This window comes from Niallia sp. 01092, from assembly GCF_052318935.1.
GTDB lineage: Bacteria > Bacillota > Bacilli > Bacillales > Cytobacillaceae > Niallia.
The window spans coordinates 47,514-74,380 of the sequence record NZ_JBQRKO010000022.1 but is presented as its reverse complement, the minus strand read 5'-3'; the positions used below and the strand labels follow the sequence as shown (position 1 = coordinate 74,380).

The 26,867-nt window shown below is 34.8% G+C and carries 25 protein-coding genes and 1 other annotated feature; of the genes, 6 read left to right on the top strand and 19 right to left on the bottom strand.

The window, feature by feature from the left end:
- Positions 1 to 138: 138 nt before the first annotated feature.
- On the bottom strand, positions 139 to 1,824 hold the full coding sequence (locus ACTXGU_RS18270; RefSeq protein WP_443482965.1) for a methyl-accepting chemotaxis protein: 1,686 nt from the start codon (positions 1,822 to 1,824) through the stop codon (positions 139 to 141).
- Positions 1,825 to 2,717: 893 nt separating this feature from the next.
- Here ACTXGU_RS18270 and ACTXGU_RS18265 point away from each other — a divergent pair.
- Together ACTXGU_RS18265 and ispG are read left to right on the top strand one after the other, a co-directional pair.
- Positions 2,718 to 3,041, top strand: coding sequence for a hypothetical protein (locus tag ACTXGU_RS18265; protein WP_443482964.1), 324 nt, complete (start codon positions 2,718 to 2,720; stop codon positions 3,039 to 3,041).
- A 377-nt stretch (positions 3,042 to 3,418) separates the two neighbouring features.
- Positions 3,419 to 4,528, top strand: coding sequence for a flavodoxin-dependent (E)-4-hydroxy-3-methylbut-2-enyl-diphosphate synthase (gene ispG / locus ACTXGU_RS18260; RefSeq protein WP_443482970.1), 1,110 nt, complete (start codon positions 3,419 to 3,421; stop codon positions 4,526 to 4,528).
- Between the two features lie 389 nt (positions 4,529 to 4,917).
- On the opposite strand, the gene ACTXGU_RS18255 is transcribed toward ispG, so the two are convergent.
- A complete protein-coding gene (locus ACTXGU_RS18255; RefSeq protein WP_443482963.1) occupies positions 4,918 to 5,262 on the bottom strand; it encodes a DUF4190 domain-containing protein in 345 nt (114 codons plus the stop codon).
- Positions 5,263 to 5,794: 532 nt separating this feature from the next.
- On the opposite strand from ACTXGU_RS18255, the gene ACTXGU_RS18250 reads away from it, so the two are divergent.
- Positions 5,795 to 6,379, top strand: coding sequence for a 5' nucleotidase, NT5C type (locus ACTXGU_RS18250; RefSeq protein WP_443482962.1), 585 nt, complete (start codon positions 5,795 to 5,797; stop codon positions 6,377 to 6,379).
- Positions 6,380 to 6,429: 50 nt separating this feature from the next.
- On the opposite strand, the gene ACTXGU_RS18245 is transcribed toward ACTXGU_RS18250, so the two are convergent.
- The gene (locus ACTXGU_RS18245) at positions 6,430 to 6,843 is read right to left on the bottom strand and encodes a Fur family transcriptional regulator (protein ID WP_443482961.1); all 414 of its coding nucleotides are present in this window, start codon (positions 6,841 to 6,843) and stop codon (positions 6,430 to 6,432) included.
- Positions 6,844 to 7,037: 194 nt separating this feature from the next.
- On the opposite strand from ACTXGU_RS18245, the gene ACTXGU_RS18240 reads away from it, so the two are divergent.
- The gene (locus tag ACTXGU_RS18240; RefSeq protein WP_443482960.1) at positions 7,038 to 7,292 is read left to right on the top strand and encodes a DUF2624 domain-containing protein; all 255 of its coding nucleotides are present in this window, start codon (positions 7,038 to 7,040) and stop codon (positions 7,290 to 7,292) included.
- A 174-nt stretch (positions 7,293 to 7,466) separates the two neighbouring features.
- On the opposite strand, the gene ACTXGU_RS18235 is transcribed toward ACTXGU_RS18240, so the two are convergent.
- Both ACTXGU_RS18235 and ACTXGU_RS18230 read right to left on the bottom strand, forming a co-directional pair.
- Positions 7,467 to 8,360 (bottom strand): deoxyribonuclease IV, encoded by an 894-nt coding sequence (locus ACTXGU_RS18235; RefSeq protein ID WP_443482959.1) that lies wholly within the window; start codon positions 8,358 to 8,360, stop codon positions 7,467 to 7,469.
- Positions 8,361 to 8,389: 29 nt separating this feature from the next.
- Complete coding sequence (locus ACTXGU_RS18230) at positions 8,390 to 9,697, bottom strand: DEAD/DEAH box helicase (protein ID WP_443482958.1); 1,308 nt, start codon at positions 9,695 to 9,697, stop codon at positions 8,390 to 8,392.
- Positions 9,698 to 10,016: 319 nt separating this feature from the next.
- Here ACTXGU_RS18230 and vrrA point away from each other — a divergent pair, with 319 nt between their 5' ends.
- Complete coding sequence (gene vrrA / locus ACTXGU_RS18225; RefSeq protein ID WP_443482957.1) at positions 10,017 to 10,592, top strand: VrrA/YqfQ family protein; 576 nt, start codon at positions 10,017 to 10,019, stop codon at positions 10,590 to 10,592.
- Between the two features lie 382 nt (positions 10,593 to 10,974).
- Complete coding sequence (locus ACTXGU_RS18220; RefSeq protein WP_443482956.1) at positions 10,975 to 11,913, top strand: 4-hydroxy-3-methylbut-2-enyl diphosphate reductase; 939 nt, start codon at positions 10,975 to 10,977, stop codon at positions 11,911 to 11,913.
- Positions 11,914 to 12,118: 205 nt separating this feature from the next.
- On the opposite strand, the gene ACTXGU_RS18215 is transcribed toward ACTXGU_RS18220, so the two are convergent.
- The 14 genes from ACTXGU_RS18215 to ACTXGU_RS18150 all read right to left on the bottom strand — a co-directional run bounded on the left by ACTXGU_RS18215 (position 12,119) and on the right by ACTXGU_RS18150 (position 26,475).
- Positions 12,119 to 13,234 (bottom strand): Nif3-like dinuclear metal center hexameric protein, encoded by a 1,116-nt coding sequence (locus ACTXGU_RS18215; RefSeq protein ID WP_443482955.1) that lies wholly within the window; start codon positions 13,232 to 13,234, stop codon positions 12,119 to 12,121.
- Positions 13,212 to 13,940 carry a tRNA (adenine(22)-N(1))-methyltransferase gene (locus tag ACTXGU_RS18210; protein WP_443482954.1) on the bottom strand — a complete coding sequence of 243 codons (729 nt, stop codon included), beginning with the start codon at positions 13,938 to 13,940 and terminating at the stop codon, positions 13,212 to 13,214. Before ACTXGU_RS18210 ends, ACTXGU_RS18215 begins: the two co-directional genes overlap by 23 nt.
- A 104-nt stretch (positions 13,941 to 14,044) precedes the next feature.
- Positions 14,045 to 14,572 (bottom strand): hypothetical protein, encoded by a 528-nt coding sequence (locus ACTXGU_RS18205; RefSeq protein ID WP_443482953.1) that lies wholly within the window; start codon positions 14,570 to 14,572, stop codon positions 14,045 to 14,047.
- Between the two features lie 284 nt (positions 14,573 to 14,856).
- On the bottom strand, positions 14,857 to 15,981 hold the full coding sequence (gene rpoD, locus ACTXGU_RS18200) for an RNA polymerase sigma factor RpoD (protein WP_443482952.1): 1,125 nt from the start codon (positions 15,979 to 15,981) through the stop codon (positions 14,857 to 14,859).
- Positions 15,982 to 16,023: 42 nt separating this feature from the next.
- Positions 16,024 to 17,838, bottom strand: coding sequence for a DNA primase (gene dnaG, locus ACTXGU_RS18195; protein ID WP_443482951.1), 1,815 nt, complete (start codon positions 17,836 to 17,838; stop codon positions 16,024 to 16,026).
- Positions 17,839 to 17,890: 52 nt separating this feature from the next.
- On the bottom strand, positions 17,891 to 18,325 hold the full coding sequence (locus tag ACTXGU_RS18190; protein WP_443482969.1) for a YaiI/YqxD family protein: 435 nt from the start codon (positions 18,323 to 18,325) through the stop codon (positions 17,891 to 17,893).
- 716 nt (positions 18,326 to 19,041) lie between these two features.
- The gene (locus ACTXGU_RS18185; RefSeq protein ID WP_443482950.1) at positions 19,042 to 19,866 is read right to left on the bottom strand and encodes a pyruvate, water dikinase regulatory protein; all 825 of its coding nucleotides are present in this window, start codon (positions 19,864 to 19,866) and stop codon (positions 19,042 to 19,044) included.
- A gap of 41 nt (positions 19,867 to 19,907) precedes the next feature.
- Positions 19,908 to 20,534: a helix-turn-helix transcriptional regulator gene (locus tag ACTXGU_RS18180; protein ID WP_443482968.1), complete on the bottom strand. Its 627-nt coding sequence runs from the start codon at positions 20,532 to 20,534 to the stop codon at positions 19,908 to 19,910.
- A gap of 146 nt (positions 20,535 to 20,680) precedes the next feature.
- A complete protein-coding gene (gene glyS, locus ACTXGU_RS18175) occupies positions 20,681 to 22,747 on the bottom strand; it encodes a glycine--tRNA ligase subunit beta (protein ID WP_443482949.1) in 2,067 nt (688 codons plus the stop codon).
- Position 22,748: 1 nt separating this feature from the next.
- On the bottom strand, positions 22,749 to 23,630 hold the full coding sequence (glyQ, locus tag ACTXGU_RS18170; protein WP_443482948.1) for a glycine--tRNA ligase subunit alpha: 882 nt from the start codon (positions 23,628 to 23,630) through the stop codon (positions 22,749 to 22,751).
- Positions 23,631 to 23,758: 128 nt separating this feature from the next.
- Positions 23,759 to 23,932: a binding site (T-box leader), on the bottom strand.
- 45 nt (positions 23,933 to 23,977) lie between these two features.
- Positions 23,978 to 24,733 carry a DNA repair protein RecO gene (gene recO, locus ACTXGU_RS18165; protein ID WP_443482947.1) on the bottom strand — a complete coding sequence of 252 codons (756 nt, stop codon included), beginning with the start codon at positions 24,731 to 24,733 and terminating at the stop codon, positions 23,978 to 23,980.
- An 83-nt stretch (positions 24,734 to 24,816) separates the two neighbouring features.
- Complete coding sequence (locus tag ACTXGU_RS18160) at positions 24,817 to 24,960, bottom strand: YqzL family protein (RefSeq protein WP_443482946.1); 144 nt, start codon at positions 24,958 to 24,960, stop codon at positions 24,817 to 24,819.
- Between the two features lie 209 nt (positions 24,961 to 25,169).
- Entirely contained in the window at positions 25,170 to 26,084 is a 915-nt protein-coding gene (gene era / locus ACTXGU_RS18155; RefSeq protein WP_443482945.1) for a GTPase Era, read from the bottom strand.
- Complete coding sequence (locus ACTXGU_RS18150) at positions 26,071 to 26,475, bottom strand: cytidine deaminase (RefSeq protein ID WP_443482944.1); 405 nt, start codon at positions 26,473 to 26,475, stop codon at positions 26,071 to 26,073. Before ACTXGU_RS18150 ends, era begins: the two co-directional genes overlap by 14 nt.
- Positions 26,476 to 26,867 lie beyond the last annotated feature (392 nt).

The window sequence follows — 26,867 nt, the reverse complement described above, 5'->3', positions numbered from 1 at the left end:
CAGGAGTCTACGTGTATTCAGTCTGCTGAGTACATCTTCTCCCATTTTTTTACGTAAAAAACAACAAACTTTGAGAAAACAGCCTTCCAAAAAAAGGGCGGTCCATCGTTACAATTAAACGATAATCTGCCCTCTTTTTTATGTATTTAACTGGAATTGATTTGCGCAGTTTTCCAATGATTCCACAAGCTGCGCTAATTTTATGCTGACGTCCGCATACGTTTTAACTTCTTCCTGCTGAAGTTCAGCAATTGTTGTCATTTCATCAGAGCTTGCTAAAGTTTGTTGGCTAATGGAGGTTAAATGCAGCGAGGAATTCTCCATTTTAGGTAGAAGTGATTGCAGTTCCAGCAGCTTCTCCTGATTATCTACAATCCCATTATTTACGGTTGTTATTCCTTGTAATAAATGATCTATCGACTGACTGCTTTTTTCGGAAATATTCTCACAGCTTGTAAATTCTTTTTGAATTTTTTCTATATCCTTTGACGCATTTTCAGCAATCAAATCCATCTCTGCCGTAAATGCTTGTATCTCCTCTGTAGCATCTGATGATAACATCGCTAAATTTCTTACTTCCTTTGCAACAACAGCAAATCCACGGCCATTTTCACCTGCTCTAGCAGCTTCTATTGAAGCATTTAATGCTAATAATTTAGTTTGTTCCGCTAAACCGCGAATCAAGTCTACGATTGCCCCAATGGATTGGGAATGTTTTTTTACGTTTAAAATCGTATTTGTAATATGTATAAATTCAGCCTGTAAGGAATCCAATGAGTGAAATAAACTCTTCATATTTTGCTCCCCTTTTTGTGCTGCTCCATTCATCGCCTCTGTTTTATGATTCATTTCATTCATACTCAAATCAATTTGTTCAATCGTATGTTTCATTTCCTGAAATATTTGTATGGCTGTTTCTGAACTGCCTGCTGTTTCATCTGCCCCTTTTTTTACAACCGTAATAATTTCTGATAGGGTCGAATTTCTTTCCATAATAAATCCAGACTGTTCTTGTAACACATTACCTGTGTTGCTTAAATGATTACTTGTCGATTTCATTTCCGTTAAAACCATTTTCATTCTGTCAATCATAGTCGTATAGCTGCGCACTAATGATTTTATTTCAGGAACAGATGTTTTTATGGTTGGATGAATAAATAAATTGCCTTCCCTTACTTCCTTCATCTGGTTTCTTAATACATTTAATGGCTTTACAATACTTCTTACAAAATAAACAATAATAATCAATGTAACGAAAATACTTATAATAGATACCATAATAATTAAATTTTGTATGTCCTGCACCTTTTGTAAGAAATCTTCTTGAGGAACAGCAATAACATAAATGCCTTTTAATTCTTGAATCTTTTGAAAAGCAATGGAATATCGCTGCTGCCCTATCGTTTTTTGGAGTACACCAAATTCTTTTTGTTTTATTTCCTGTATCGTATTAGCAGATATTTTTAATGTTGTCGTCTTATTGACTTGAAAAAGCGGATCTACTTGATCAGTAACTAAATAAAATTGTGCATCTATATTATCTTTTAAAAAATTTGCATCTTGATCACGAACTACTTGGTTCATTTTCTTTTGAAATTTGTCTTCATTTCCTATATATGTAAGCATCATATTTTGTGCCATCACATAAGTTGTTTTTACTTCTTGTTCCAGTCGTTGATGCATCAGCTCAATCGCCATTTCTTTTGATTTTTTTACAGCAACATATGAAACTGTTGAAACCGTTGCTATTAGAAGTGTCATCATAAGCAACAACAGTCTTTTCTGAATGGTAAATTCAATGGATATAAATTTTTTTATTCTCATTAAAGTCATCCTTTCTCTACGTTTATATTTTGGCAAAAATATATTAAGCCTTTGTAAAGGAAAGGTTAATTTTTCATAAAACTACATCTTTTTCCCTATCCCTTTTTTCCTATATGCTTCACCTTTGATTTTTTGAATAATTAGTAACTCAAACTTCGCAGTTATAAATTCCTCTTCATGTATTGCCATAACTTGGTTTAGAGCAATTAGAAAAGAGTGATTGTATAGTCTTTTAGGGTGTTTTTTTTGCAAACATTATTCCTTACAAATAGGGGCTTGCTTTCCGTTTCAGGATGCTCGCTTTCCGTGGGGCGTGCGATGAGCCTCCTCGGCGCTTGCGCCTGCGGGGTCTCATCTAACCCGCTAATCCCACAGGAGTCTCGCACCTTCCACTTCAATCAAGCCGTTTTATCAATTAGTTGCTGTCGCTGAACTGGTGAAAACACCCACCTTATAGAAATAGACTCAAGCGGCACATTTTGGTAGAACAACGTTGAATGATAACATGAAAAAAATCAACGCTACTATTGTTTAGCAATAATACCTTGTAATAAAATTCGAAAACAAGAACTTATTTTAAAACAAGTTGCTTGTAACGGAGGGTGCGAAGACTCCTGCGGGAAATGTGGGAAGGCTGAGACCCCGCAAGGCAAAGCCGAGGAGGCTCAGCTCCCACCCCGCGGAAAGCGAAGCAACCCGTAGTGGAAAGCAACCTCAACAATAAAAAACAAGCCTTACTTTTTATTGTTCTAAACCAAGTCTTATCAAGATTTGCAAACGAATTCGAAGGTGCGAAGTTTGAATTAGTAAATAATCAGGTATAAGAACAATTGGACAAGCATATGCATGTAACAAATCACCCTATTTCTAATCAATTACATAGGAGGCATACTATGAAAAGGCTCTTTACCATCTTTCTTGTCCTTATAACCATTTATGTTATTTATTTTGATTTAAACCATGGTACTCTTACCTCTCCCCAAGAGCCTGTAATAGAAGTAGCTGGTGCTCCAAACCAATCCATTCCAGCATTTCAGCAAAAAGTAAAAACCGGTGATACCGTCCTTCTGATTGTGGAAAGGGAATTGCATAAAAATTTGCCCGTCAGCATTGACCAACTAATAGCCGATTTTAAAAAATTAAATGATAATTTATCACCTGAAGATATTCAGGTCGGCAAAATCTATCATTTCCCTGATTATCAACAAGTTCCATAAGAAAAGCGCAGGCGCCTTGCTCAGCCCCGAAGAAAAATGTTCTCTTGACTCAAAAAGTGTTTTTTACTTTTAGAGGCAAGAGGTTATCTTTCACAGGGGCTAGGCGCCGAAGCTAGACACTAAACTAGTTCGAAATTTTATACTTTCTTATCTTTGAACAAAAGTGCAGGCGCCTTGCTCAGCCCCGAAGAAAAATGTCTGTTCCTATTTCCTAACGCACATTTTTTCCAAATAGGATTATGTAAAATAAAACAGACTGTAAAAATCAGCAAGTTCCTTGTCAATCTTTATGATTCATTGTTACAATAAGAAAGTAGTTTGACTACTATATATTTGGCGTGTCCAATGTTTAAAGGAGCGAATCACCATTGAGTGAAATAATACATCGTACTAAAACCCGTCCAATTAAAGTTGGCAATTTAACAATTGGGGGAAATAATGAACTTGTTATTCAAAGTATGACAACAACTAAAACACATGATGTTGAAGCTACTGTTGCAGAAATAAAACGTTTAGAAGAAGCAGGCTGTCAAATTGTTCGTGTTGCGTGTCCAGATGAACGTGCAGCAAATGCAATTGCGGACATAAAAAAACAAATTAATATTCCCCTTGTTGTCGATATTCATTTTGATTATCGCCTAGCTCTTAAAGCAATTGAAGGCGGTGCCGATAAAATCAGAATTAACCCTGGTAATATTGGCAAAAGAGAAAAAGTGGAAGCTGTTGTAACAGCTGCTAAAGAAAAAGGAATTCCTATTCGAATTGGTGTTAATGCTGGTTCACTTGAAAAAAGAATTCTTGAAAAATATGGGTATCCAACAGCGGACGGAATGGTTGAAAGTGCACTTCATCATATTAAAATTTTGGAGGATTTAGACTTCCATAATATTATCGTATCTATGAAAGCTTCTGATGTGAATTTAGCTATAGAAGCATATGAAAAAGCAGCAAAAGCATTTGATTATCCATTACATCTTGGGATTACAGAATCTGGAACGCTATTTGCCGGTACGGTGAAAAGTGCTGCTGGATTGGGAGCCATTCTAAGTAAAGGAATTGGAAACACTCTTCGTATTTCTTTAAGCGCGGACCCTGTAGAGGAAGTAAAAGTAGCACGTGAATTGCTAAAATCATTTGGATTGTCGTCCAATGCAGCTACCCTTATTTCATGCCCAACTTGTGGCAGAATTGAAATTGATTTAATTTCCATTGCAAATGAAGTGGAAGAATATATCTCGACAATAAAAGCTCCAATTAAAGTTGCCGTACTTGGTTGTGCTGTTAACGGTCCAGGTGAAGCAAGAGAAGCAGATATTGGAATCGCAGGTGCTCGTGGTGAAGGATTATTATTCCGCAAAGGAAAAATTGTTCGAAAAGTTCCAGAAGAAACAATGGTAGAAGAATTGAAAAAAGAAATAGATATCATTGCCGAAGAATATTTTGCAAAAAAAGCGGCAGAAGAAGAAGCGGAAAAAATAAATCAATAAAGAACAAAAGCGCAAGCGCCTTGAACAGCTCTGAAGAAAAATGTTCACATGCCTCTAAAAGTGCTTTTTACTTTTAGAGGCATGGGGTTATTTTTCACAAGAGCTAGGCGCTGGAGCTAGATGCGGACACAACCGCCGAGTTATCCACAATCCCATTTCGTTTATAATTTCCTAGACGATTAGAAAAGCGGAAGCGTCTTGTTCCGCCCCGAAGAAAAATGTTCTCTTGGCTCAAAAAGTGCCCTTTACTTTTTAGAGACAAGAGGTTATCTTTTACAGGAGCTAGGCGTTGAAGCTAGACACTCGTCTATCTTCAGAAAATCTATACCTTATTTCCTATTAAGAAAAACCGTCTAAAAGCTTAAGCCTTTAGACGGTTTTTTCATTATCTAAAAGAACGGAGCAATAAAAATTCCAATAATTACAGCGATTGCCCCTAGCGAAATAGCCCAAGTGCCAAGGGTTGCTGCTCCTCTTCTTCTAGCAACAAACCCTAATACTATACTTACTGCTCCTAATATAATCGGCCATACAAATAAAGAGATGATGGATAAGATTAACGCAGTTATGCCTATCCCTCTCCCACCATCTACTCTTTCCTTCCGGCGATCATTATCGTAAGTAATAGGGCCTGCAAATTCAGCTGAAGTTTCTTCTAAATAATCTTCTCTTTTAATATCTTCTTGCTCTCTATCTCGAAGATCGTATCCTTCATTGCCTAGATTATTTGCCATGATGAATCCCTCGCTTTCATTAATAGGAGCATTTATTATCATCACCGATTTCCCTTTTTTTATTAATGTTAATGTTTTACTGTATTAACATTTTTTCTTGGTCCTGTATATAACCACATTACTAGTAGTAAACGACTTTCACGTAAACAGTGGGGATTTACAGACAAACAAGTAAACAATAAATTGTTATAGCTGTTTTCTCAAAGTTTGTTGTTTTTTACATAAAAAAACATTTGAAAAGTGTTTCTTAGCAGCCTGAATACACGTAGACTCCTGTGGGAATGAGTGAAAGACGAGACCCCACAGGAGCGTATGCGACGAGGAGGCTCGACGCTCGCTAAACGGACGAAGTGTATTCAGGCTGCGCGTTTAAAAGCAACAATCTATACGAAAACAGCCATTGTTATAAACGAAAACCTTTCGATATGGATGTTATTTTGTTAAGCTTATAAATAGGATACATAGTTCCTATAATAATGTTTGAATGATCATACCGTTTACAAATAAGCTACCATTAACAAAGGAGTACAAGATGAAGAAATTACGATTTGGAATTGATATTGATGGTACTGTTACTTGCCCTTCCACATTTGTACCATATTTAAATGAAAGTTTTCAGTTAAATATTACGTTAGAGAATATTAAAGAATATGATTTATACCCACTTGTAAGTGTGTCAAAAGAAGAATTTAACCAATGGTTTATTGATAATGAATCACGTATTTATGCAGCTTCCCCACTTGCTGAAGGCGCTAATGAAGTATTAATAAAATGGGCGCAAGAGTTTGAATTATACTTTATTAGTGCAAGAAGTACGCATCTTATGGAAGTGACAAAAAAATGGTTTTCTGAAAATGGACTTTCCTTTGATCATATCGACTTAATTGGTTCCCATCATAAAATTGCGGCAGCAAAAAATTACGAAGTCGATATATTCTTTGAAGATAAACACGATAATGCTGTTATGATTCATGAAGAATGCGGCATTCCTGTGATTTTATTTGATACGCCATATAATAGAGACCCTATTCCAGACGGAGTAATAAGAGTCGCTAATTGGAGTGATGCGTATAAATGGGTTAACAATTGGGCTAAATCTTCCTTAATATCGAAGTAATAAGAAAAGCGAAAGCGCTTGGTTCAGCAAGGCGCTTCCGCTTTTCTTTTTTACTGAATACAATCAGGACATCTTCCATAAATTTCGAATTTATGTCCAGAAACATCATATCCTTTTAAATTATCTGTTAATTCTTCCATTGGGCATGTGATGATTTCTTTTGTTTTTCCGCATTCTAAACAAATAAAATGATGGTGATGCTGTTGATGAGGGCATGTAAATCGGAAGTGTTTTTCTCCATTTAACTCTGTCATTTCAAAAATATTCAATTGAGCAAATAAGGATAAATTGCGGTAAATAGTGTCAAAACTTAAACCAGGATAATCATGTTTTAATCGATCCAGCACTTCTTTGGCTGTTATATATTTGTTGCTATGTGCAAATAATTCCAGCATTTCTTCTCTTTTTCCAGTATGTTTGTACCCTTTTTCTTTTAAAATTTCTAAAGCTTGCTGTACATTCAATTCTCCCATCTCCAATTTTTTCTATATTTAGCTTTACGGATGCTCCTTGCCAGTATTTTTAAAATTTAGTAATGGTTACGATTTATCTAAAATAGTATACAAGAAGAGTTTATAGAAAGCAAGTTGCACTTCTTTTCAAAAAAGTTAGCACAATTCACCCATTTTGTTCATATGTTAGAGTGGGGAGTGATGAAATGAAAATTTTTGAAAATATTATCAACCATAAAATAAGCAACATAACTTCAACTGAGTTATTAAAGTATAGTAAACAATTTAAAGTTGCTATTTCGGACGATGAAGCGGTAAAGTTAGCAAAATATTTAAATGGAAAAAAAATCAATATCTTTAATCCAGCGGAAAGAGCGGACCTTATAAGAGAAATTTCCAAAATTACCAGTCCCACAACAGCTAAAGAAGTGAATCAACTGTTTACTCTTTTTGCAAAATAACTGAATTTTCGCCTGTTGAACATATAGATAACCAAAATACATGTTGATTTTTGTGCCTTCTGTTCTAACAAACCTTTTTGTTTTCGGTAGTTTACTTATTCCATTTAACCAAAATAAGGACCTTCTGAATCTGAAGGTCCTTATTTTACGAATGTTCCAAACTGATTAAACTATTTATCCCATTAATATTTCGTCTAATAAATTGCTATTAAATGTTTGTTTTTTGAACATGTCAATTTCATGCTTATATGGTGCTTTTTTATTTTTTTTATCTTCTCCAACATATGGTGTTTCTAAGATTTTTACAACATCCATTAGCTGCGGGTGATGAACAATATGATTTAATGCAGCAAAACCAATATGGCCGTATCCGATATTTTCGTGACGGTCCTTTCTCATACCTTGAGCGTTTTTACTGTCATTAATGTGTAGAACCTTTAGCTTTTCTATCCCAATAACACGATCAAATTCATTTAATACACCGTCAAAATCTTCGACAATAGGATAACCTGCATCATGTGTATGACATGTATCAAAACATACGGATAGTTTTTCATTATACGTTACACCATCCATAATCATTGCTAGTTCTTCAAATGTTTTTCCACATTCTGATCCTTTTCCAGCCATCGTTTCTAATGCTATTTGAAGATTTTCTTTTCCGGTTAAAACTTCATTTAATCCTTCGATAATTTTTTTTATGCCGACTTCCGTTCCAGCTCCAACATGAGCCCCTGGATGCAACACAATTTGTTTCGCTCCTAAACTTTCTGTTCGTTCAATCTCAGAACGCAAGAAATTGACACCAAGTTCAAAGGTCGCTGGATTGGTTGTATTCGCAATATTGATGATATATGGAGCATGAACAACTATCTCAGCAATCCCATTTTCCTCCATATGAAGATGACCTGCTTCAATATTTAATTCTTCGATTTTTTTTCTTCTTGTATTTTGCGGTGCACCTGTATAAATCATAAACGTATTGGCACCATATGAAACAGCCTCTTCACTTGCCGCTAAAAGCATTTTTTTGCCGCTCATGGAAACATGTGAACCAATTTTTAACAACCTAATCTCTCCTCTTCTATGATGCAGCTTTATTTTCTTTTACTTTTCATTCGTCTTTCTCTCTTTTTAATACTTTCTACTTCACGCTGCATTTTCTTTTTATAGCCTGGTTTTACTTTTTTCGGTTTTTTAACTAACGATTTTGCTTTTGCATCTACTTCATCCGCTTGTTTTTGACGTTTTTTACGACGATTTCTATCTTCAATAGAGATCCATTCTCCATTTTTTAAATCCATGTTTTTAAATTCAATACCCTTTTTTTCAAGCTGATTTAACGCATCTTCATCTGATGTTTCATAAATGGTTAAAGCAATGCCTGAATAGCCTGCACGAGCGGTTCTTCCTACTCGGTGAACATAAAAATCTAAATCAGAAGGAAGTTCATAATTAATAACATGACTAATTCCTTTAATATCAATTCCTCTTGCTGCAAGATCGGTTGCGATAATGTATTGAAATTCTAAGTCCAATATTTGTTTCATTACTTTTTTTCTTTCTCTAGGACTTAAACCGCCATGCAGTCTTGCTACCTTTAACCCTTTGTTAGCAAGGCCCATTGCCACTTCTTCACACATCTGTTTTGTATTTGTGAAAACAATCGCCAAATAAGGATTAAAACTTTTCAGTGCTTCATAAACTGTTGTTACTTTATCCCGATGTCTTGATGGGATAAGTACATGGTCAATTTTAGCTGCTGTCAGCTGTTTTGGCTCAATATGAATAAAAGTTGGATTCTCTAAATATTTTTTTAAAAACGGCTTCAATTTTTCTGGAATGGTTGCAGAAAAAACAAACATATTTAAATCTTTTGGCATTCTTGCTGCAATTTGATCCACATCCTCAATAAAGCCCATATCTAACATGAGATCCGCTTCATCCACAATTAAAGTTGATGCAGTAAATACCATTAATGCTTGTTCTTGTACTAAGTCGTTTATTCTTCCTGGTGTTCCAACAACAATATGCGGCTGTGCTTTTAATTTTTCGATGGTTCTTTGCTTATCTGTTCCCCCTATAAATAATCGGGACGTAATAGCATCAGCATGTTTTGTTATTTTTACAATTTCTTGATGGATTTGCGCTGCTAGTTCTCTTGTTGGTGCTGTAATAACAGCTTGTACTTCTTGTTTTTCCGGGACAATTTTTTGCAAGATAGGCAATAAATAAGAATGGGTTTTTCCCGTACCTGTTTGGGATTGCCCAATCGCACTTTCGCCTTTTAATATTAACGGCATTACTTTCGCTTGTATTTCTGTTGGTTCATAAAAACCTAATTCTTCAACAGCTTTTATAATAAACGGTTTTAAATTGTATTGATTAAATTTTGTTTCACTCATTTTTATAACTCCTTCATAGTAATGCAAATGATAGATATCCAAACAGAACTATTGTCAGACAAATCAAGAGGGTTAAGATAAAGCCTGAATCATCCTGTTTATTCATTTATTCGCTTACTTGTTCATCATGTTATTATAATAAAGATTTGCACAAAAGACCACTTATATATTTATTAGTTTAAACGTTATAGCTGATTTTTAGTATGTCTTCCTTTTATGAAATTAGCTTTTTGATTTTACTTTCTTCCGCATAATTCCTAAACAAAAATCTTGCTTCTGCATACGCTATACAGTAGCAAATGTGAAAGGAGGCAAAAAAATGCCACCAAGACCACGCATTCCTTACCAAAGAGGCATGATGGGAGGGAGAATGATGCAGCAAGTCCCCCCTAATTTCCGAAATCCGATGATGGGCAGAGGAGGAGCTCCAACCAGAAATGGTGGTGGAGGCATTCTTTCTAAATTACTTGGCAGAAACAATAGAGGTGCAGCAGCAAATGCTGCAGGAAATGTCGCAAATGCTGGTGCAAGAAGTGCTAGTTCTGGCGGTGGGATTCTAAAAGCAATCACAAATCCAGCTTCCATTAATGGATTTCTTGCTAACTCACAAAAGTTTCTGAATACTGCGAGTCAAATAGGTCCAATGATAAACCAATACGGTCCAATGGTTCGCAACATTCCTGCGATGTGGAAATTATATAGAGGATTAAAAAATGCTGATTTCTCTAATGAAGATACTTCCAATGCAAAAGATACACCTACTAAAAAAGAAAAAACTCCTAAAAAAACTACTTCCAAACATATATCTGTTGACGATACAGGAATTGAAGAATGGGAAACAACAGATGCTCCAGAAAGAACAAAAGGTCCTTCTGTACCAAAAATGTATATATAATAAGAAAAGTGGAAGTACCCTTGCTCATCGACGGAAAAAGCTGGACTGAATCGAGTGAGATAAAGGAAACACGAAGAGCGAAGCGATTCGATGTTGACTTATCGTAGACGAGGTGAGGGAAGTGTTGATGTCGATAGGGTGCTGGAGCTAGACACTCGTCTAAGTTCAAATTTTTTTACTTTCTTTAATTTTGATAAAGCTTCAGTCTGATCAAAAGCATTAATTGATAACCTGAAGCTTTTACTATTTTTTAATTCTTTGTCATCTGTACATAAGTTATATATAATAGAAATATTGCATGATTTACATTCATATAGTCAGATTATTTTTTAGCTGACCAATGAATAATAAAGAGAAGAAGTGCGTGGCGGGAGGAATAAAAATGAAAGTAATTAAAATTGCCCCAAGGGGTTATTGTTATGGGGTAGTTGATGCAATGGTTATTGCCCGAAATGCGGCTTTAGATAAAACATTACCACGACCAATTTATATTCTAGGCATGATTGTTCATAATAAACATGTAACTGATGCCTTTGAAGAAGATGGTATTATCACATTAGATGGACAAAACCGAAAAGAAATATTGGAAAAAGTAGAAAAAGGGACTGTCATATTTACTGCACATGGTGTTTCTCCTGAAATAAGGGAAATCGCCAAACAAAAAGGTCTTGTCACATTAGATGCAACATGCCCTGATGTCACAAAAACCCATGATTTAATAAAAGAAAAAGAAAAAGAAGGCTATTTTATTATATATATTGGAAAGAAAGGACATCCAGAACCAGAGGGTGCGGTTGGAGTTGCTCCACATGCTGTTTCGTTAGTGGAGACAATTGATGATGTAGAAAAATTAGAAATTAACCAAACAAAAATCCTTGTCACCAATCAAACGACCATGAGTCAATGGGATGTCGCGGATTTAATGGAAGCTATTAAAACTAAGTTTCCTCATGCAGAATTTCATAAAGAAATTTGTTTGGCAACACAAGTTCGTCAAGAAGCAGTTGCAGAACAAGCGGGTTCTGCAGATGTCTTAATTGTAGTAGGAGATCCCAAAAGCAACAACTCTAATCGATTAGCACAAGTTTCAGAAGAAATTGCGCATACTACAGCATATCGTATTGCCGATATTTCTGAACTAGAGCTTGATTGGATTAAAGATGCTAATGTAGTGGCAGTTACAGCTGGCGCTTCCACCCCTACACCAATTACAAAAGAAGTAATAAACTTTCTTGAACAATATGATCCTGCAGATGAAAGCACATGGAATCGAGAGAAAAAAGTTCCATTGCATAAAATCCTGCCTAAAGTTAAAAGGTAAAAAGAAGATCAAAAAGCACCCTTTCAAGGTGCTTTTTGCTTTTTTACGCGTATCAGAATTTATAGGTTTCAAGTTTGATTACTATCTAGCTCCTGCGCCTAGCCCCTGTGAAAAATAACCCTTTGCCTCTAAAAGTAAAAAGCACTTTTCGAGTCAAATGAACATTTTTCTTCGGGGCTGTTCAAGGCGCCTCCGCTTTTCTATATTACACAAACTGAAATGGATCAGTATGAATTTCAGACGGGAAAATATGGACATCATAACCTTTTTGACTACACATCGTGGTTAATACATGTGCAACGCCTTTTTTCATTACTTTTTCAACATTATGTCCTGGATCGATTATATTTAATCCCAGTGCTTTTGCATCATGTGCAACATGATAATACATATCACCTGTTATATACACATCTGCGCCTTTAAAAAGAGCATGGGAATAATATTTATTTCCATCTCCACCTAAAACGGCAACTTTTTTTATTTTTGCCTGTAAATCTCCTACTACTCGAACAGCATCTACTTCTAACGCTTTTTTAACATGATTGGCAAACTCAGAAAGTGTCATTTCTTCTACCTTTCCAATTCTACCTAATCCTAATTGTGCTCCTTTAAGTTGGAGTTCATATATATCATACGCAACCTCTTCGTATGGATGTGCCTTTAGCATTGCTTTTATTATTTTTTTTTCTAATGATGCAGGAAAAACAGTTTCTATTTTTATTTCGTCTACTACTTCTAATTGATTAGCTTCTCCGATATATGGATTTGTTTCTTCGCCTGGTTTAAATTGACCTTTTCCCTCTGTTGCAAACAGGCAATGTGTATAGTTTCCAATCGCACCAGCTCCAGCATTACCTAAAGCAGCTTTGACTTCATCAGCACTTTCCCCCGGCACATAAACCACTAATTTTTTTAATTTATCTTCATACGTTGGTACAAGCACTTCGGCATTTTTTAATCCCAACGTCTCACTTAATAAATCATTTACCCCACCTTTTGCTACATCTAAGTTTGTGTGGGCTGCATAAACGGATATATCGTGTTTAATTAATTTTTGCATTAATTGTCCAGATGGATTATCACTTGTAATTTTCGATAAAGGACGAAATATTGGTGGATGATGCGCAATAATTAAATCTACCTTTTTAGCAATCGCTTCTTCCACTACTTCATCCAACACATCTAATGCAACCATGACATTTTTTACCGGCCGGCTAAGGTCCCCCACTTGCAGGCCGATTTTATCCCCTTCCATCGCATATGCTTTTGGAGAATATTGTTCAAATAAAGAAATGATCTCATATCCGTTTATTTGTTTCATCTGCCAATACCTCCTTCACCATATTTATTTTTGATTCTAATTCCTGCTTTTTTGTTTGATTTTCCTTTGAATCAGGTGCGGATGAAAGCTGTGCCATAATTCTCTCCCAGTTTTTTCGCTCAGCTAACCATTTTTTTTGAAAAGCTTTATTTTTCTCTTTCATAAGAATAGGACCTAATAATAATTCAGTATCTATATTAGCTGTATACGGATCTTTTGCTATTCCTTGTTCTGCTACTAATATTTCATAAATCTTTCCATCTTCTTCAATAATTTCTTCCTCTATTAATTTCCAGCCATTTTCAAGCAGCCATAGGCGAATAGAAAATGCATGAATATTTGGCTGAAGCACTAATCTTTTTACAGTAGAAAGCTTGTGCTTGCCTTGTTCAAGAATGGTAGCAATAAGTGAACCACCCATTCCTGCAATTGTAATACAATCGACTTCTCCCAGGTTAATTACTTCTAATCCATTTCCTTTTCTTACAGCTATAACGGATGCTAACCCTTCTTGTCTTACTTGTTTACAAGCAGATTGAAATGGTCCTTCTACAACTTCACCTGCTATTGCGAAGGAAGCTTTCTCTTTTTTCAGCATATAACAAGGTAAGTAAGCATGATCTGAACCAATATCTGCAAATTTAGATCCAACTGGTATATATTTTGCCACCGCTTCTAATCGTTGCGATAATTTATCTGTATTCATTTTACCCCCACATTTCATTTTATCTTTTTTATATTTATATCTGCCTTATCAACTACTAGTATAATTTTTGTTGAATCAGGATGCAAAAAACCATGTGATTCTTTTTATACTATTTTCATTAAGAATAACCAACATAATAACACGAATCCTACAACCGAAGAAATTGTAAAATATAATAACTTATATCTTTTTCCAACAATAAACCAACAAACACAATTTATACTTAAGACAATAGATAAAAATAATAAATTATTTGAAAAAAAATATAAAACAACGTACGTACTTGTAATTAAAACAATTAATGCTGCCACCGCAGCTGGAATATGAACGGAGCTGTTTTTATTTTTATAAAAATACATACTAATGATACAAAAAGTTAGAAAAATTAGGGAAATAGCTATTTGCAAAATGAAAGACAATTCAGTAAAATATAATAAAACTACTGTTAAAGGAATGAACAATAAAAAAAGACTACTGGACATAACCGATGTTTTTTTCGTTGTTTCTTCTACTGGTTGGTTTCCTTCCGTATATAGTGATAACAAATAATCACAATAATGCTCTGGAAGCATACGACTTTTCTTCCAATAGATGATTTCTTTAACAATTACTTTTTTTCTATTTTCATCCATTTTTTTCACATCCTTATGTATAACAAAAACATATAAGGAGACTCATACCTCGTCTCCTTCATCTAACAAGGAAAAGGCAGTTTTTAACCTAATAAAGGTGGTGTGAACGGAGCTACTCTTTTTCTCATAGGAATAAGCAACAACATACAAAGCACCATCGTTCGTGTATTTCTATATAAAACGGCGCAGTTCCGCCCCTTTTCAAAAAAAAGAAATAGCTACTTCCAATGTAAGAAGTAAACTATTTCTTTACAATCCGTTCTTTCACGTTGCGAACAATTTTCTTACTCTAAGAAATCTTTTAATCGTTTGCTTCTGCTTGGATGTCTTAGCTTTCTTAATGCTTTTGCTTCAATTTGACGAATGCGCTCACGTGTTACACCAAACACTTTACCTACTTCTTCCAAAGTACGTGTACGACCGTCATCAAGACCGAAGCGTAATCTTAACACGTTTTCTTCACGATCTGTTAAAGTATCGAGAACATCCTCTAATTGTTCTTTTAACAGCTCATATGCTGCATGCTCTGATGGTGAGGTTGCATCTTGGTCTTCAATGAAGTCGCCTAAATGCGAATCATCTTCTTCCCCAATTGGTGTTTCTAATGACACTGGCTCTTGAGCAATTTTAAGAATTTCTCTTACTTTATCAGGAGTTAAGTCCATATCCTCGCCAATTTCTTCAGGAGTTGGTTCACGTCCTAAATCTTGAAGAAGTTGTCGCTGCACACGAATTAATTTATTTATCGTTTCAACCATGTGAACGGGTATACGAATCGTTCTTGCCTGATCTGCTATTGCTCTTGTAATAGCTTGACGAATCCACCAAGTAGCATACGTACTAAACTTATATCCTTTAATATAATCAAATTTTTCTACTGCTTTAATTAAGCCCATATTTCCTTCTTGAATAAGATCAAGGAACATCATTCCACGTCCAACATATCTTTTTGCAATACTTACAACTAAACGTAAGTTTGCTTCTGCGAGACGTCGTTTTGCTTCTTCATCGCCTTCTTCAATTCGTTTAGCTAAATTAATTTCTTCTTCAGCAGATAATAAATCCACTCTGCCAATTTCTTTTAAATACATTCTAACTGGATCATTTATTTTAACGCCAGGAGGAACACTTAAATCATTTAAATCGAATTCTTCCTCCCCTTTAGCTAGTTCTTGAACATTAGGAGCTTCGTCTTCTGTATCCCCAATAAGTTCTACACCTTGGTCTCCTAAAAACTCATAAAACTCATCCATTTGATGGGAGTCTAATTCAAAACTGGATAATTTTTCAGCAATATCATCATATGCTAAAACACCTGTTTTTTTACCTACTTCTGTTATTTGTTCCTTTACCTGATCAAGGGTCAATTCCGTTTCAACCTCTTTTGAACGGGCTGACTTTTCAGCCATATGTCCCCCTCCTTCCAAAAAATCAAGACAAATCCATTTTTATTATTTCAGCGCTTTTTCTAACTCCAGAACTTCCATGCCAATTTGCGCTGCCCTACCAAAGTCCTGTTGCCTTTCGGCGTCTTTTTGTAATGCCTTTTTTTCTTTTATCACTTGCAGCTTTTCATAATTTAATAGTTGTTTCAAGTAGTCCAATAATTCTTGATCACTTATTTCATCGTTAATATCCATCATTTCAATATCTACTACCATCCGCTTTAGTTCATGATCATCAACGAAATTAATAAATGAACTTGTATCAGAGCTTTGCCCCTTTTCATAATAAGCTAACAGGTACGTAAAAATCGCCTGATGTTCATCAATATTAAAGGTTTTCCCTTGCAAATTATCCTGCACTTTAAAAGCGGTATCTTCACTTTTAAGCATATGCGCAAGCAGCCTTCTTTCTGCTGTATGAAATGCGGGTAATAAATTTTTCACTTGTTTTCTTACACTATATTGCTTAACTGGTGTAGTAATGCTTTTATTTGAATCATTTCTTTTTATTGATTCTGCAACTTGTTTCTCTTGCTGCAGAAGCGCTTCTAAAGAGATAGAAAATTCAGAAGCTAGCTGTCTTATATAGAAGTCTTTTTCAACTGCTTTCTCAAGCTTAGCAACTTCTCCTATTACTTCTTCTATATACGTTAGCTTATCTCCTTCATTTTGAAGATTTTTCCCTCTACGATAATAAAGTAATTTAAAACTCATAAAAGGAATACTGCTATGAAGGATTTCATGTTGCAATTTTTCTTCGCCAAATTTGCTGACAACATCATCTGGATCCATTCCATCTGGTAATAAAGCCACTTTAACGGTGCAGTTTGCTTTTATTAAAAGCTCTCCTGCTCGATTTGCCGCTTCAATTCCAGCAGAATCTGAATCATAACAAATGGTTACGGTTTGAGCATTTCTTTTTAGAATACCAATATGCTCGTTTGTTAAAGACGTACCCATAGTTGCAATACCATTTTCTATCCCTGACCTAAAAGCCGCGATACAATCGGCAAACCCTTCAAAAAGAACGGCATGTTGTAACTTCCGAATGTTTGGCCTCGCCATATGAAAATTATAAAGTGTACTACTTTTATTAAAAATTGGAGTTTCAGGGCTGTTCAAATATTTGGGATGGGACTCCCCTAGTGTACGCCCTGAAAAAGCAATTGTATGACCATTACGATCCGTAATTGGAAAGATAATTCGATCCCTAAAACGGTCAAAATACTTATTTTCCTTTTCACTTTTAATAATTAGTCCTGCTTTTTCCATCAATGGAACATCATATTTTCTTTTTCCTAAAAACTTTACTGCCAAATCCCATGTTTCCATAGCATATCCTATTTGAAATTTTTCAATAACAGGAAGAGTAAAGCCTCTATTTAGTAAATATTCTAAAGCATGTTGACCATCCTTTGTATTTACTAATAAATGATGATAAAATTTTGTTAACAAATCATGAGCGTCAAGCATTTGCTGTAAATCATTAGGAATGCTTTTTTTCTTTTCTGTATCGGTCCATTCCGAACCAATCTCAATATTCGCCCTTTTTGCTAACTTTGCAGCAACTTCTTGAAAGGAAAATCCTTCTAAATCCATTAAAAAAGAAAATACATTGCCACCTGCATTGCAGCCAAAACAGTGAAAAATTTGCTTTTCAGGAGAAACGGAAAATGATGGCGTTTTTTCTCCGTGAAACGGACATAATCCTAAAAAATTACGACCTTGTTTTGTTAATTGAACATGTTCGCCAATAACATCCACAATGTCAACTGCTTGTTTTATTTGATTAATTTTTTCTTCAGGAATAAGCCCAGCCATTTAAGACATCTCCCCTACTAACTTGCCTAAGTGAGGTATTCGACATTAATTGTTAAACTCCTTCAATTTTCGACAAAATCCTCATTAAATTTTTCCTAAATCTTTGACGGTCGTCATCAATAAAAGGTTTTGGCCCCTTTCCATATACACCTCTTCTTCTTGCTTTTGCAGATAAATAGCGCATATGTAACGCTGTATGGATATCCTTCTCTTCTATTACAATTCCCCTGGGAGAAAGAACATACACTTCTTTTAACAAAAGAGTAGAGGCTAAGCCTATATCTTGCGTGATGACAATATCCTGTTTTTTTACTTTATTCATAATAAATAAATCAACTGCTTCTTTGCTATTATCAACATATTTCCAATTCATGTTCTCCTGCTCTTTTTTCATATGAGCATAAGAAGCGACGAAAAGTGTTTCTACACAATAGCTTTTAGCAATTTCGACAATTTCCTGCTTAACTGGACAAGAATCAGCGTCAATATAGATGGTTTGATTCCCTATTGTACTACTTATTCTACATCACTCCACATATTCCTTCTTCTAAAAAGGTTTTCATTGAAAGAAATATTGTCGAAAATTATTTATCCTTTATTCTTGACTTCTAACAATAAATAGTTTATTCGTTAACAGTCAACTCTAAACCTAAAATATAATACTTTTTTATCACAATTTTTTATTATAGTACAGAAACAAAGGAATTTCCATTGTTTTTTTTAGAAGCAAACTAAATTTAAAAGCGCAGGCGCCTTGCTGAACCCCAAAGAAAAAATGTTCTCTTAGCTCAAAAAAGTATTTTTTACTTTTAGAGACTAGAGGTTATTTTTCACAGGGGCTAAGCGTTGGAACTAGACAGTTATATAACTTGAGACAAATAAAATTCTGATATTATTATAAGCGCTGTTTTCTCAAAGTTTGTTGTTTTTTACGAAAAAAAATGGAAGAAGAAGTACTCAGCAGCCTGAATACACGTAGACTCCTGTGGGAATGCGAGAAAGACGAGACCCCACAGGAGCGTATGCGACGAGGAGGCTCGACGCTCGCTAAACGGACGAAGTGTATTCAGGCTGCGCGTTTAAAAGCAACAATTTATACGAAAACAGCCTATTAAAATAAGTATAAGTCCAAAGATCTTCTACTACATATAGGAAGACTTTGTCATCAAATAGACAAAGCCTATTTTTTATCTTATGATTAAATTAAGAAGGATGTTTTGTTCGATAATAGAGATTAAAAATAATATTAGCTGTTTCTTCTACTGCTTTATTTGTTACATCAATAACAGGACACCCAATTTTACTAACAATTCGATCAAAATATTCAATTTCCTCTTGAATCCTCTCAATGCGTGCATAACTTGCACTATCACTTAATCCTAAAGAAATTAAGCGTTCTTTTCGAATATTATTCAATTTTTGTGGACTGATTTTTAATCCAAAACATTTGTTTGCGGGCTGTTGAAATAGCTCTTTTGGAGGATCTACTTCAGGGACAATCGGAACATTTGCAACCTTTACTCTTTTATGTGCAAGAAATTGAGAAAGCGGTGTTTTAGAAGTTCTTGATACACCAATTAAAATAATATCTGCTTTCTCTAACCCTCTTGGATCCCTGCCATCATCATATTTAACGGCAAATTCAATTGCCTCAACTTTTTTAAAATAATCTTCATCTAATTTTCGAACAAGTCCTGGTTCAAATAAAGGCGTTTTTCCCCAGAGCATTTGAAACTGATCAATCATTGGACCAATAATATCACAAGCATATACACCTACTTCTCTTGCCAATTCACTCATATATTTTCTCATTTCGGGCTTTACTAGTGTATATGCAATCATTCCGTGTTCTATCTTAGCTTGAAGAACGACTTCATGTATATTTGATCTATCCTCAACGAACGGAAATCTTTTTATCAGTACATTTACATTACGACCAGAAAATTGACTGATTGCCGCTTTCGTTACAAGTTCTGCAGTTTCTCCTACAGAGTCAGACACAACATAAATGATTTGTTTTTCTTCCATTTACTACTTCCCCCTCTTATTAGTGTATGAACATCCTCTTATTACCATTCTTTATCTGCAAGAGCAACTAAAGCTTTCGTAATATTCGTTTTTGTCACTCGTCCTATTACAACTAGCCCCTTATCCGTCTCCTTTACAACGGGAAGTGCATCTATTTCTCTTTCGATTAATTTCTTGCCAACTTCCACTAATAAATCATCTAAAGAACAATACGTAATATTCGGCATTCTTGTCATCATAATCGTAACTGGTAGAGAGGTTAATTCTTGTTTCCCAATACTCGCTCGTAAAAAATCCTTCCGTGAAACAACGCCTACTAATATAGAATGATTATCTACAACAAAAACAGTTCCAACATCTTCGGTAAACATCGTAACAATTGCATCATAAACCGATGTATTATCATGCACGACAACAGGTCTAGAATGAAAATCTTTTACAAATAACTTTTGGATATTTTCAGTCAATGATTGCACAGATGGTTGTCCAATATAAAAATAGCCAACACGAGGTCTGGCATCTAAAAAACCAGACATTGTTAATATAGCAAGGTCTGGACGTAAAGTTGCTCGGGTTAAATGCAGTTTATCTGCAATTTGTTCCCCAGTTATCGGGCCATTTTCTTTCACAATCTCCAAAATCCGCGCTTGCCTTTTGTTTAATTCTATTTTTAATTCACCACCTTAACAAGAGTTTTCACTCGCAAACTATATGGAAATGAAACTTTGTATAATTGGAAAGCTTTCACTAAATTTTTTTTAGTGAAAGCTTTGTTCAAGTGAATCTTTTCTTATTTTAGAATCCTCTTATGCTTCTATTTAACAATAACTTCATTTACATTTGCAAATAACTTAATTAATTCAGCTAATTTCACCATTTGTTTTAAACGGTTTTCTTTCACTTTTTCCTCTTCTGCCATTACCATCGTATGATCAAAATAGTTTGAAATACTTTCTTTTAAGGAGAAAAGCAATTGGAAATATTCTTCTTCGTTATTTGTATTCTCTAATTTCTCTTTTACAGATAAAAAGCTGTTATATAAGGAGATTTCATAGTCATTTTCAAATAAGCTTTGTTCTACCTCACCAGCTGTAGCTGCTTTACTGGAAATATTGATCACGCGGCTTAATGCTTCCATTCCTTCTTTAAAGCCTTCTTCTTCTTTATGAGCTTCTAACACATGTGCTTTTCTTATTAAACTGGCAATATTGCCAACATCATTCCCAAGAACAGCTTCAATTAAATCATAACGAATGCCCTCTTCTTGCAGAATATGTTTAATGCGAAGTTTAAAGAAGCTGATAATTTGTTGATACACTTCCTCTTTGGATACTTTAAATGTATTAGTACAATTGCTTATGCAAATGTTAATCAGCTCTTCTAGAGACAGAGCCCAATTTTTATTCTTTAATGTTTGTACAATACCTGTTGCTTGTCTTCTTAGCGCATATGGATCTTGAGAACCGGTTGGGATCAATCCTATACTGAAGAACGCAACAATCGTATCTAATTTTTCTGCAATGGAAAGGACGGCCCCTTCATTGCTAGGTGCAGTGTCATCCTCTGCATGACGCGGCATATAATGTTCGTAGATCGCTTTGGCAACCTCTGCTTTTTCTCCTTTTTGAAGAGCATACTTTTCTCCCATTAAACCTTGCAATTCAGGAAATTCGTATACCATATTGGTAACAAGGTCAAACTTAGCAATTTGTGCTGCTCTTGCTGCATTCTGTTTTTCTAGTTCGTTTAGCTGCAGCATGTCTGCCATTTTATTGGTTAATGTACGAACCCTGTTCACTTTTTCAGCTAATGTACCAATTTCTTCATGGTAAACAATGGACTGCAATTTTTCTAATAATGTCTCAATCTGTAATTTTTGATCTTCTTTGTAGAAAAATGCTGCATCGGCAAGTCGTGCTCGCAACACTTTTTCATTCCCTTTTGCCACTTTTTCTAAGTGTTGGTGGTCACCATTTCTTACGGTAACAAAAAACGGAAGTAGTGTTCCTTGTTTTGATTTCACTGGAAAATATCGTTGGTGTTCTTTCATACTTGTAATAAGGACTTCATTAGGCAGCTCTAAAAAAGACTCTTCAAATTTCCCAAATAATGCTGTTGGATATTCAACTAAATTTGTTACTTCCTCTAATAAATCTTCATCTATTGGAATAACCCAGTTATTTTCTTCTTCTAATTTTTTAATTTGCGATACAATTGCTTTTTTACGTTCTGCAGCATTTGCCATCACAAATTGACCTAATAATACTTCTTCATAATCACTAGGACGTTCGAATGTAATTTCTTCTCCAAGAAAACGATGACCTAAAGATGTGTTGCTTGTAGTAACATTCGTAATAGTAAAAGGGATGACTTCTTTTCCAAATAAAGCAACTATCCATTTGATTGGACGTATATAACGAAGATCATTATTTGCCCAACGCATATTTTTCGGGAAAGTTAAGCTTAAAATGATATCTTTTAATTCTGCCAATAATTCATTTGTCGCTTGCCCTTTAATGAATTTTTTGACATGTGCATATTCAATGCCATTTATTTCTTTAAAGAATATATCTTCAACTGTCATTTGTTGGCCTCTTGTAAAACCAACAGCAGCTTTTGACCATTCCCCTTGTTCATTAAGGGCAATTTTTTTTGCTGGTCCTTTTGCTTCTTCTTCTACATCCTTTTGTGCTTCATCCAACTCGCTTACAAGCACAGCTAATCTTCTAGGTGTAGAAAAAGCTTGAACACCAGTGTATGCTAATTGTTTTTCATTTAACCATGCTTCGACTTTATCTTTTAATGCATTCGTACTGCTTGTTACAAATCGTGCCGGCATTTCTTCTAGACCAATTTCTAATAACAAGTCTCTTTTGCTCATATTATTCAGCCTCCTTGCTTTTTAAAATTGGGAATCCTAACTTTTCTCGTTCTTCATAAAATGTTTTCGCAACTTTACGAGCCAAATTACGGCATCGTGCAATATACCCCGTTCTTTCTGTTACAGAGATAGCCCCTCTTGCATCCAGTAGATTAAATGTATGTGAACATTTTAAAACATAATCATAGGCAGGGTGAACTAAACCTTCATCCATTTGTCTGTGCGCTTCTTTTTCATAAATAGAAAATAAGTTAAACAGCATCTCCGTATCTGATGTTTCAAAAGTATATTTACTGTGTTCATATTCCGGCTGATAAAAAATGTCTTTTATCGTAAAGCCATCCGTCCATTCTAATTCAAAAACATTTTCTTTATCTTGAATATAAGAAGCAAGTCTTTCAATTCCATATGTTATTTCAACGGAAACTGGTTTACATTCTAACCCACCAACTTGTTGAAAATAGGTAAATTGGGTAATTTCCATTCCATCCAACCAAACTTCCCAACCAAGACCGGCACATCCTAACGAAGGATTTTCCCAGTTATCTTCTACAAAACGAATATCATGTTCCAACGGATTAATTCCTAACGCTTTTAATGAATCCAAGTATAATTCCTGGATATTATCCGGTGACGGCTTCATAATCACTTGAAATTGATGATGCTGATATAAGCGGTTTGGATTTTCTCCGTATCTTCCATCTGCTGGTCTTCTAGATGGTTCTACATAAGCAACATTCCATGGCTCTGGACCTATTGCTCGTAAAAAAGTATAAGGGCTCATCGTTCCCGCACCCTTTTCAACATCGTATGCCTGCATTAAAATACAACCATAATCTGACCAATGTTTTTGCAATGTTAAAATCATGTTTTGAATATTCATTGCTTGTCTACACCTCCAAAATAATCAACAAAAAATAATTAAGTAATAGCATAAGAGCTAATAGAATTTTTCATCTCTAAAATAGGATAAAAAACAAAAAACTCTCGTCCCTATGCTAAAACTATTAGCATAGGGACGAGAGTTAACCCGCGGTTCCACCCTATTTGCTGCAAAAAGCAGCCACTTTCCGTTAATGTTGCTCCATGAACGCCTTCCTTAATGCTTTTGCACCTAGCTTTCACTATCCTAGGCTCGCTTACCCAAAAGGTAATTAAGTACTACTTTCTTTTCAACGCAACTATTTTAATACCAAGAATATTAACGAAAAAATTTTCTATTGTCAACCTCTATTCTAATTGCTTGCCAAAGTCTTTCAAAGAGTTAAGGAATTTTTTTGTTTTTAAAAATAAGCCCGAATACTCCTCATAATAAGCAGAAATAATCATATTCAATTCTTTTTTTGTTTCTGGTTTAATAGAGATATTGCCAAGTCTCGCCAAATCAAAATAATAAAAAACTCTTAGTAATTTTATGGTTGCTTGAGAAATTTTAAAATGATATGGATCTTTGTCTGTACAGCGATGACAAATTAATCCGCCTTCCCGAATAGAAAAAGAAAAATGACCATCAACTGCACCGCATACACTGCATTTATCAAGTATCGGATATAAACCAAGCACATTGACCATTTTCATTTCGTAAATAAAGGCTAAAACCTCAGCATCATACCCTTCGTTTATATATTGAAGTGTTTGATAAAGCAATTCAAACTGGTATGGATTCGGTTTTTTTTCGTCGACACATTTATCGGTAAGTTCAACAATAAAACTTGCATATGCTGTTAAAAAAATATCTTCTTTTAACGAACGCATGCTTGTGATCATTTCACCTTGCTGCATTAGTCCAAGACCAATGCTTTTTTGGACTAAATAATATCCATATGTAAAAGGTTGGGTAACAGCAGAAAGTCTGCTATTCGCTTTTCTCGCCCCCCTTGCCATTACTCCAACCTTTCCCCATTCACGGGTATATAAAGTCACTACTTTATTCGTTTCGCCATAATTGGTTGTTTTTAGTACGATGCCTTCACATTTTTCTAGCATCAAAACTCACCATCCCTAATAAGCACGTATTCAAAAAGAAGGATAACCTGATCTTTTTGAACAACCTCTAATAAGAGACAGTTCTATGAGATGGGGAAATCAAAATTTGCTAGCTCCTCATCTTGAGGTTCTGGTATTTCATGATTATCCTTTTCTAATTCTTTAAAGAGTAGATAAGTATCAATATTACCTGTTTGAGAAAAAACTTTCCAGGTAAAGTCTAACATCATAAACCCACCTTTCAATTTTAAAAACTAGCATTTTATAGCTTTAACCTTATCATAGCCTGTCTTTTCAAAATCATAAGACGAAAATATTGCTAATTAAAAAAATGTATAAAACAGAAAAGCGCAAGCGCCTTGATCAGCCCCGAAGAAAAATGTTCATTTAACTCAGAAAGTGATTTTTACTTTCCAGCGAATTCGCATAAAAAAAATTAATATTCGTCTTCTCTAAAGCCAAAGTCCCTTAATTGTGTCATTTTATTTCGCCAATCTTTTTGAACTTTCACCCATAGTTCTAAGAAAACTTTCGTTCCAAGCAGATTTTCAATATCTATTCTTGCTCTTTTGCCAACTTCTTTTAACATGCTGCCTTGCTTCCCGATTACAATGCCTTTTTGCGAGTCTCTCTCCACTACAATTGTCGCCATTACATGCACAATATCATTTTGCTTTTTTTCCATTTTATCAATCACAACTGCTAATGAATGCGGAATTTCTTCTCTTGTTAAGTGCAGTGCTTTTTCTCTGATTAATTCAGATACAATAAAGCGTTCTGGATGGTCTGTTACTTGATCTGCTGGATAAAACTGCGGTCCTTCTGGCATATACCCCTTAATTTGCTCCAATAATTTTTCTACATTATTACCTTCCAATGCAGAAATTGGCACAATCTCTTTAAAAGGATATTTCTCTTTATACGAATCAATAACCGTTAGTAATTTGTCAGGATGAATCGTATCAATTTTATTTACGACAAGAAAAATAGGCGTTTTAATATTTTGGAATTTCTCAAGAATAAATTCTTCTCCTCTTCCAAACCCTTCTTCCGCGTTTACCATAAATAAAATCAAGTCCACTTCTTTTAGTGTATTCTGAGCCACTTTCATCATAAAATCGCCAAGACGATGCTTCGGTTTATGAATGCCTGGTGTATCAATAAAGATCAACTGTGAATCATCTGTTGTTAAAACCCCTTGAACCTTATTTCGAGTCGTTTGAGGCTTATCACTCATAATGGCGATCTTTTGTCCAATTACCCTATTTAAAAAAGTTGATTTTCCTACGTTCGGTCTTCCAATAATACTGATAAATCCTGATTTATGTTCATTGCTATTATTTATGTTCATTTAAATCCTCCGATGAAAATGCTAGTGGCAGTAATTCTCCTACTGTTGTTGTTAAAATTTCTCCTTGCAAATTGGTTAGTACAACCTGCATGTCTTTTGGACAAAATTCTGAAATAACCTGTCTGCAAACTCCACATGGCGATACTGGTCCATTTGTATCAGCTACAACTGCTAACATAGTAAAAGTAGTGTCGCCTTCAGAAACTGCTTTAAAAATGGCTGTTCTTTCTGCACAATTTGTTGCACTATAAGATGCATTTTCAATATTGCAACCATGGTATACTTCTCCATCTGCAGTTAAGAGGGCAGCACCAACTTTAAACTTTGAATAAGGAACATACGCTTTTTCTCTTGCTTTTTTTGCTTCTTCTATTAATTGTTTTTCATTCAATGATCATCCCTCACTTCATTTTACCTTATTAAGATAGTTATTTTTAGTTGTTTTGTTAAAATTTTAGAATTTAGTGGTTTTGCCCCACAGGAAATTCCCTTTTTACTTCCATCCAGTGGTTGAAAAATATTTTATAGTAAAAATATAACGTTTTCAATAAATCGACTATTTTTCATAAAACATCATCTGACGCGAAGCCAGATTAGAAAAAAATACAATCTCTTTAACAAAAATACTATATAAAAATTATATACTATATCCTATGTCCAATAAAGGGATGAGAAAAAAACAGGTTTTACCCAGTACAAAATTTATTGTTCAAAGCATAAAAAAAGAAATTTGCAATGGATAGCACATCTTCTATACCAAAACAAATTTCCTTTTTCATTTAG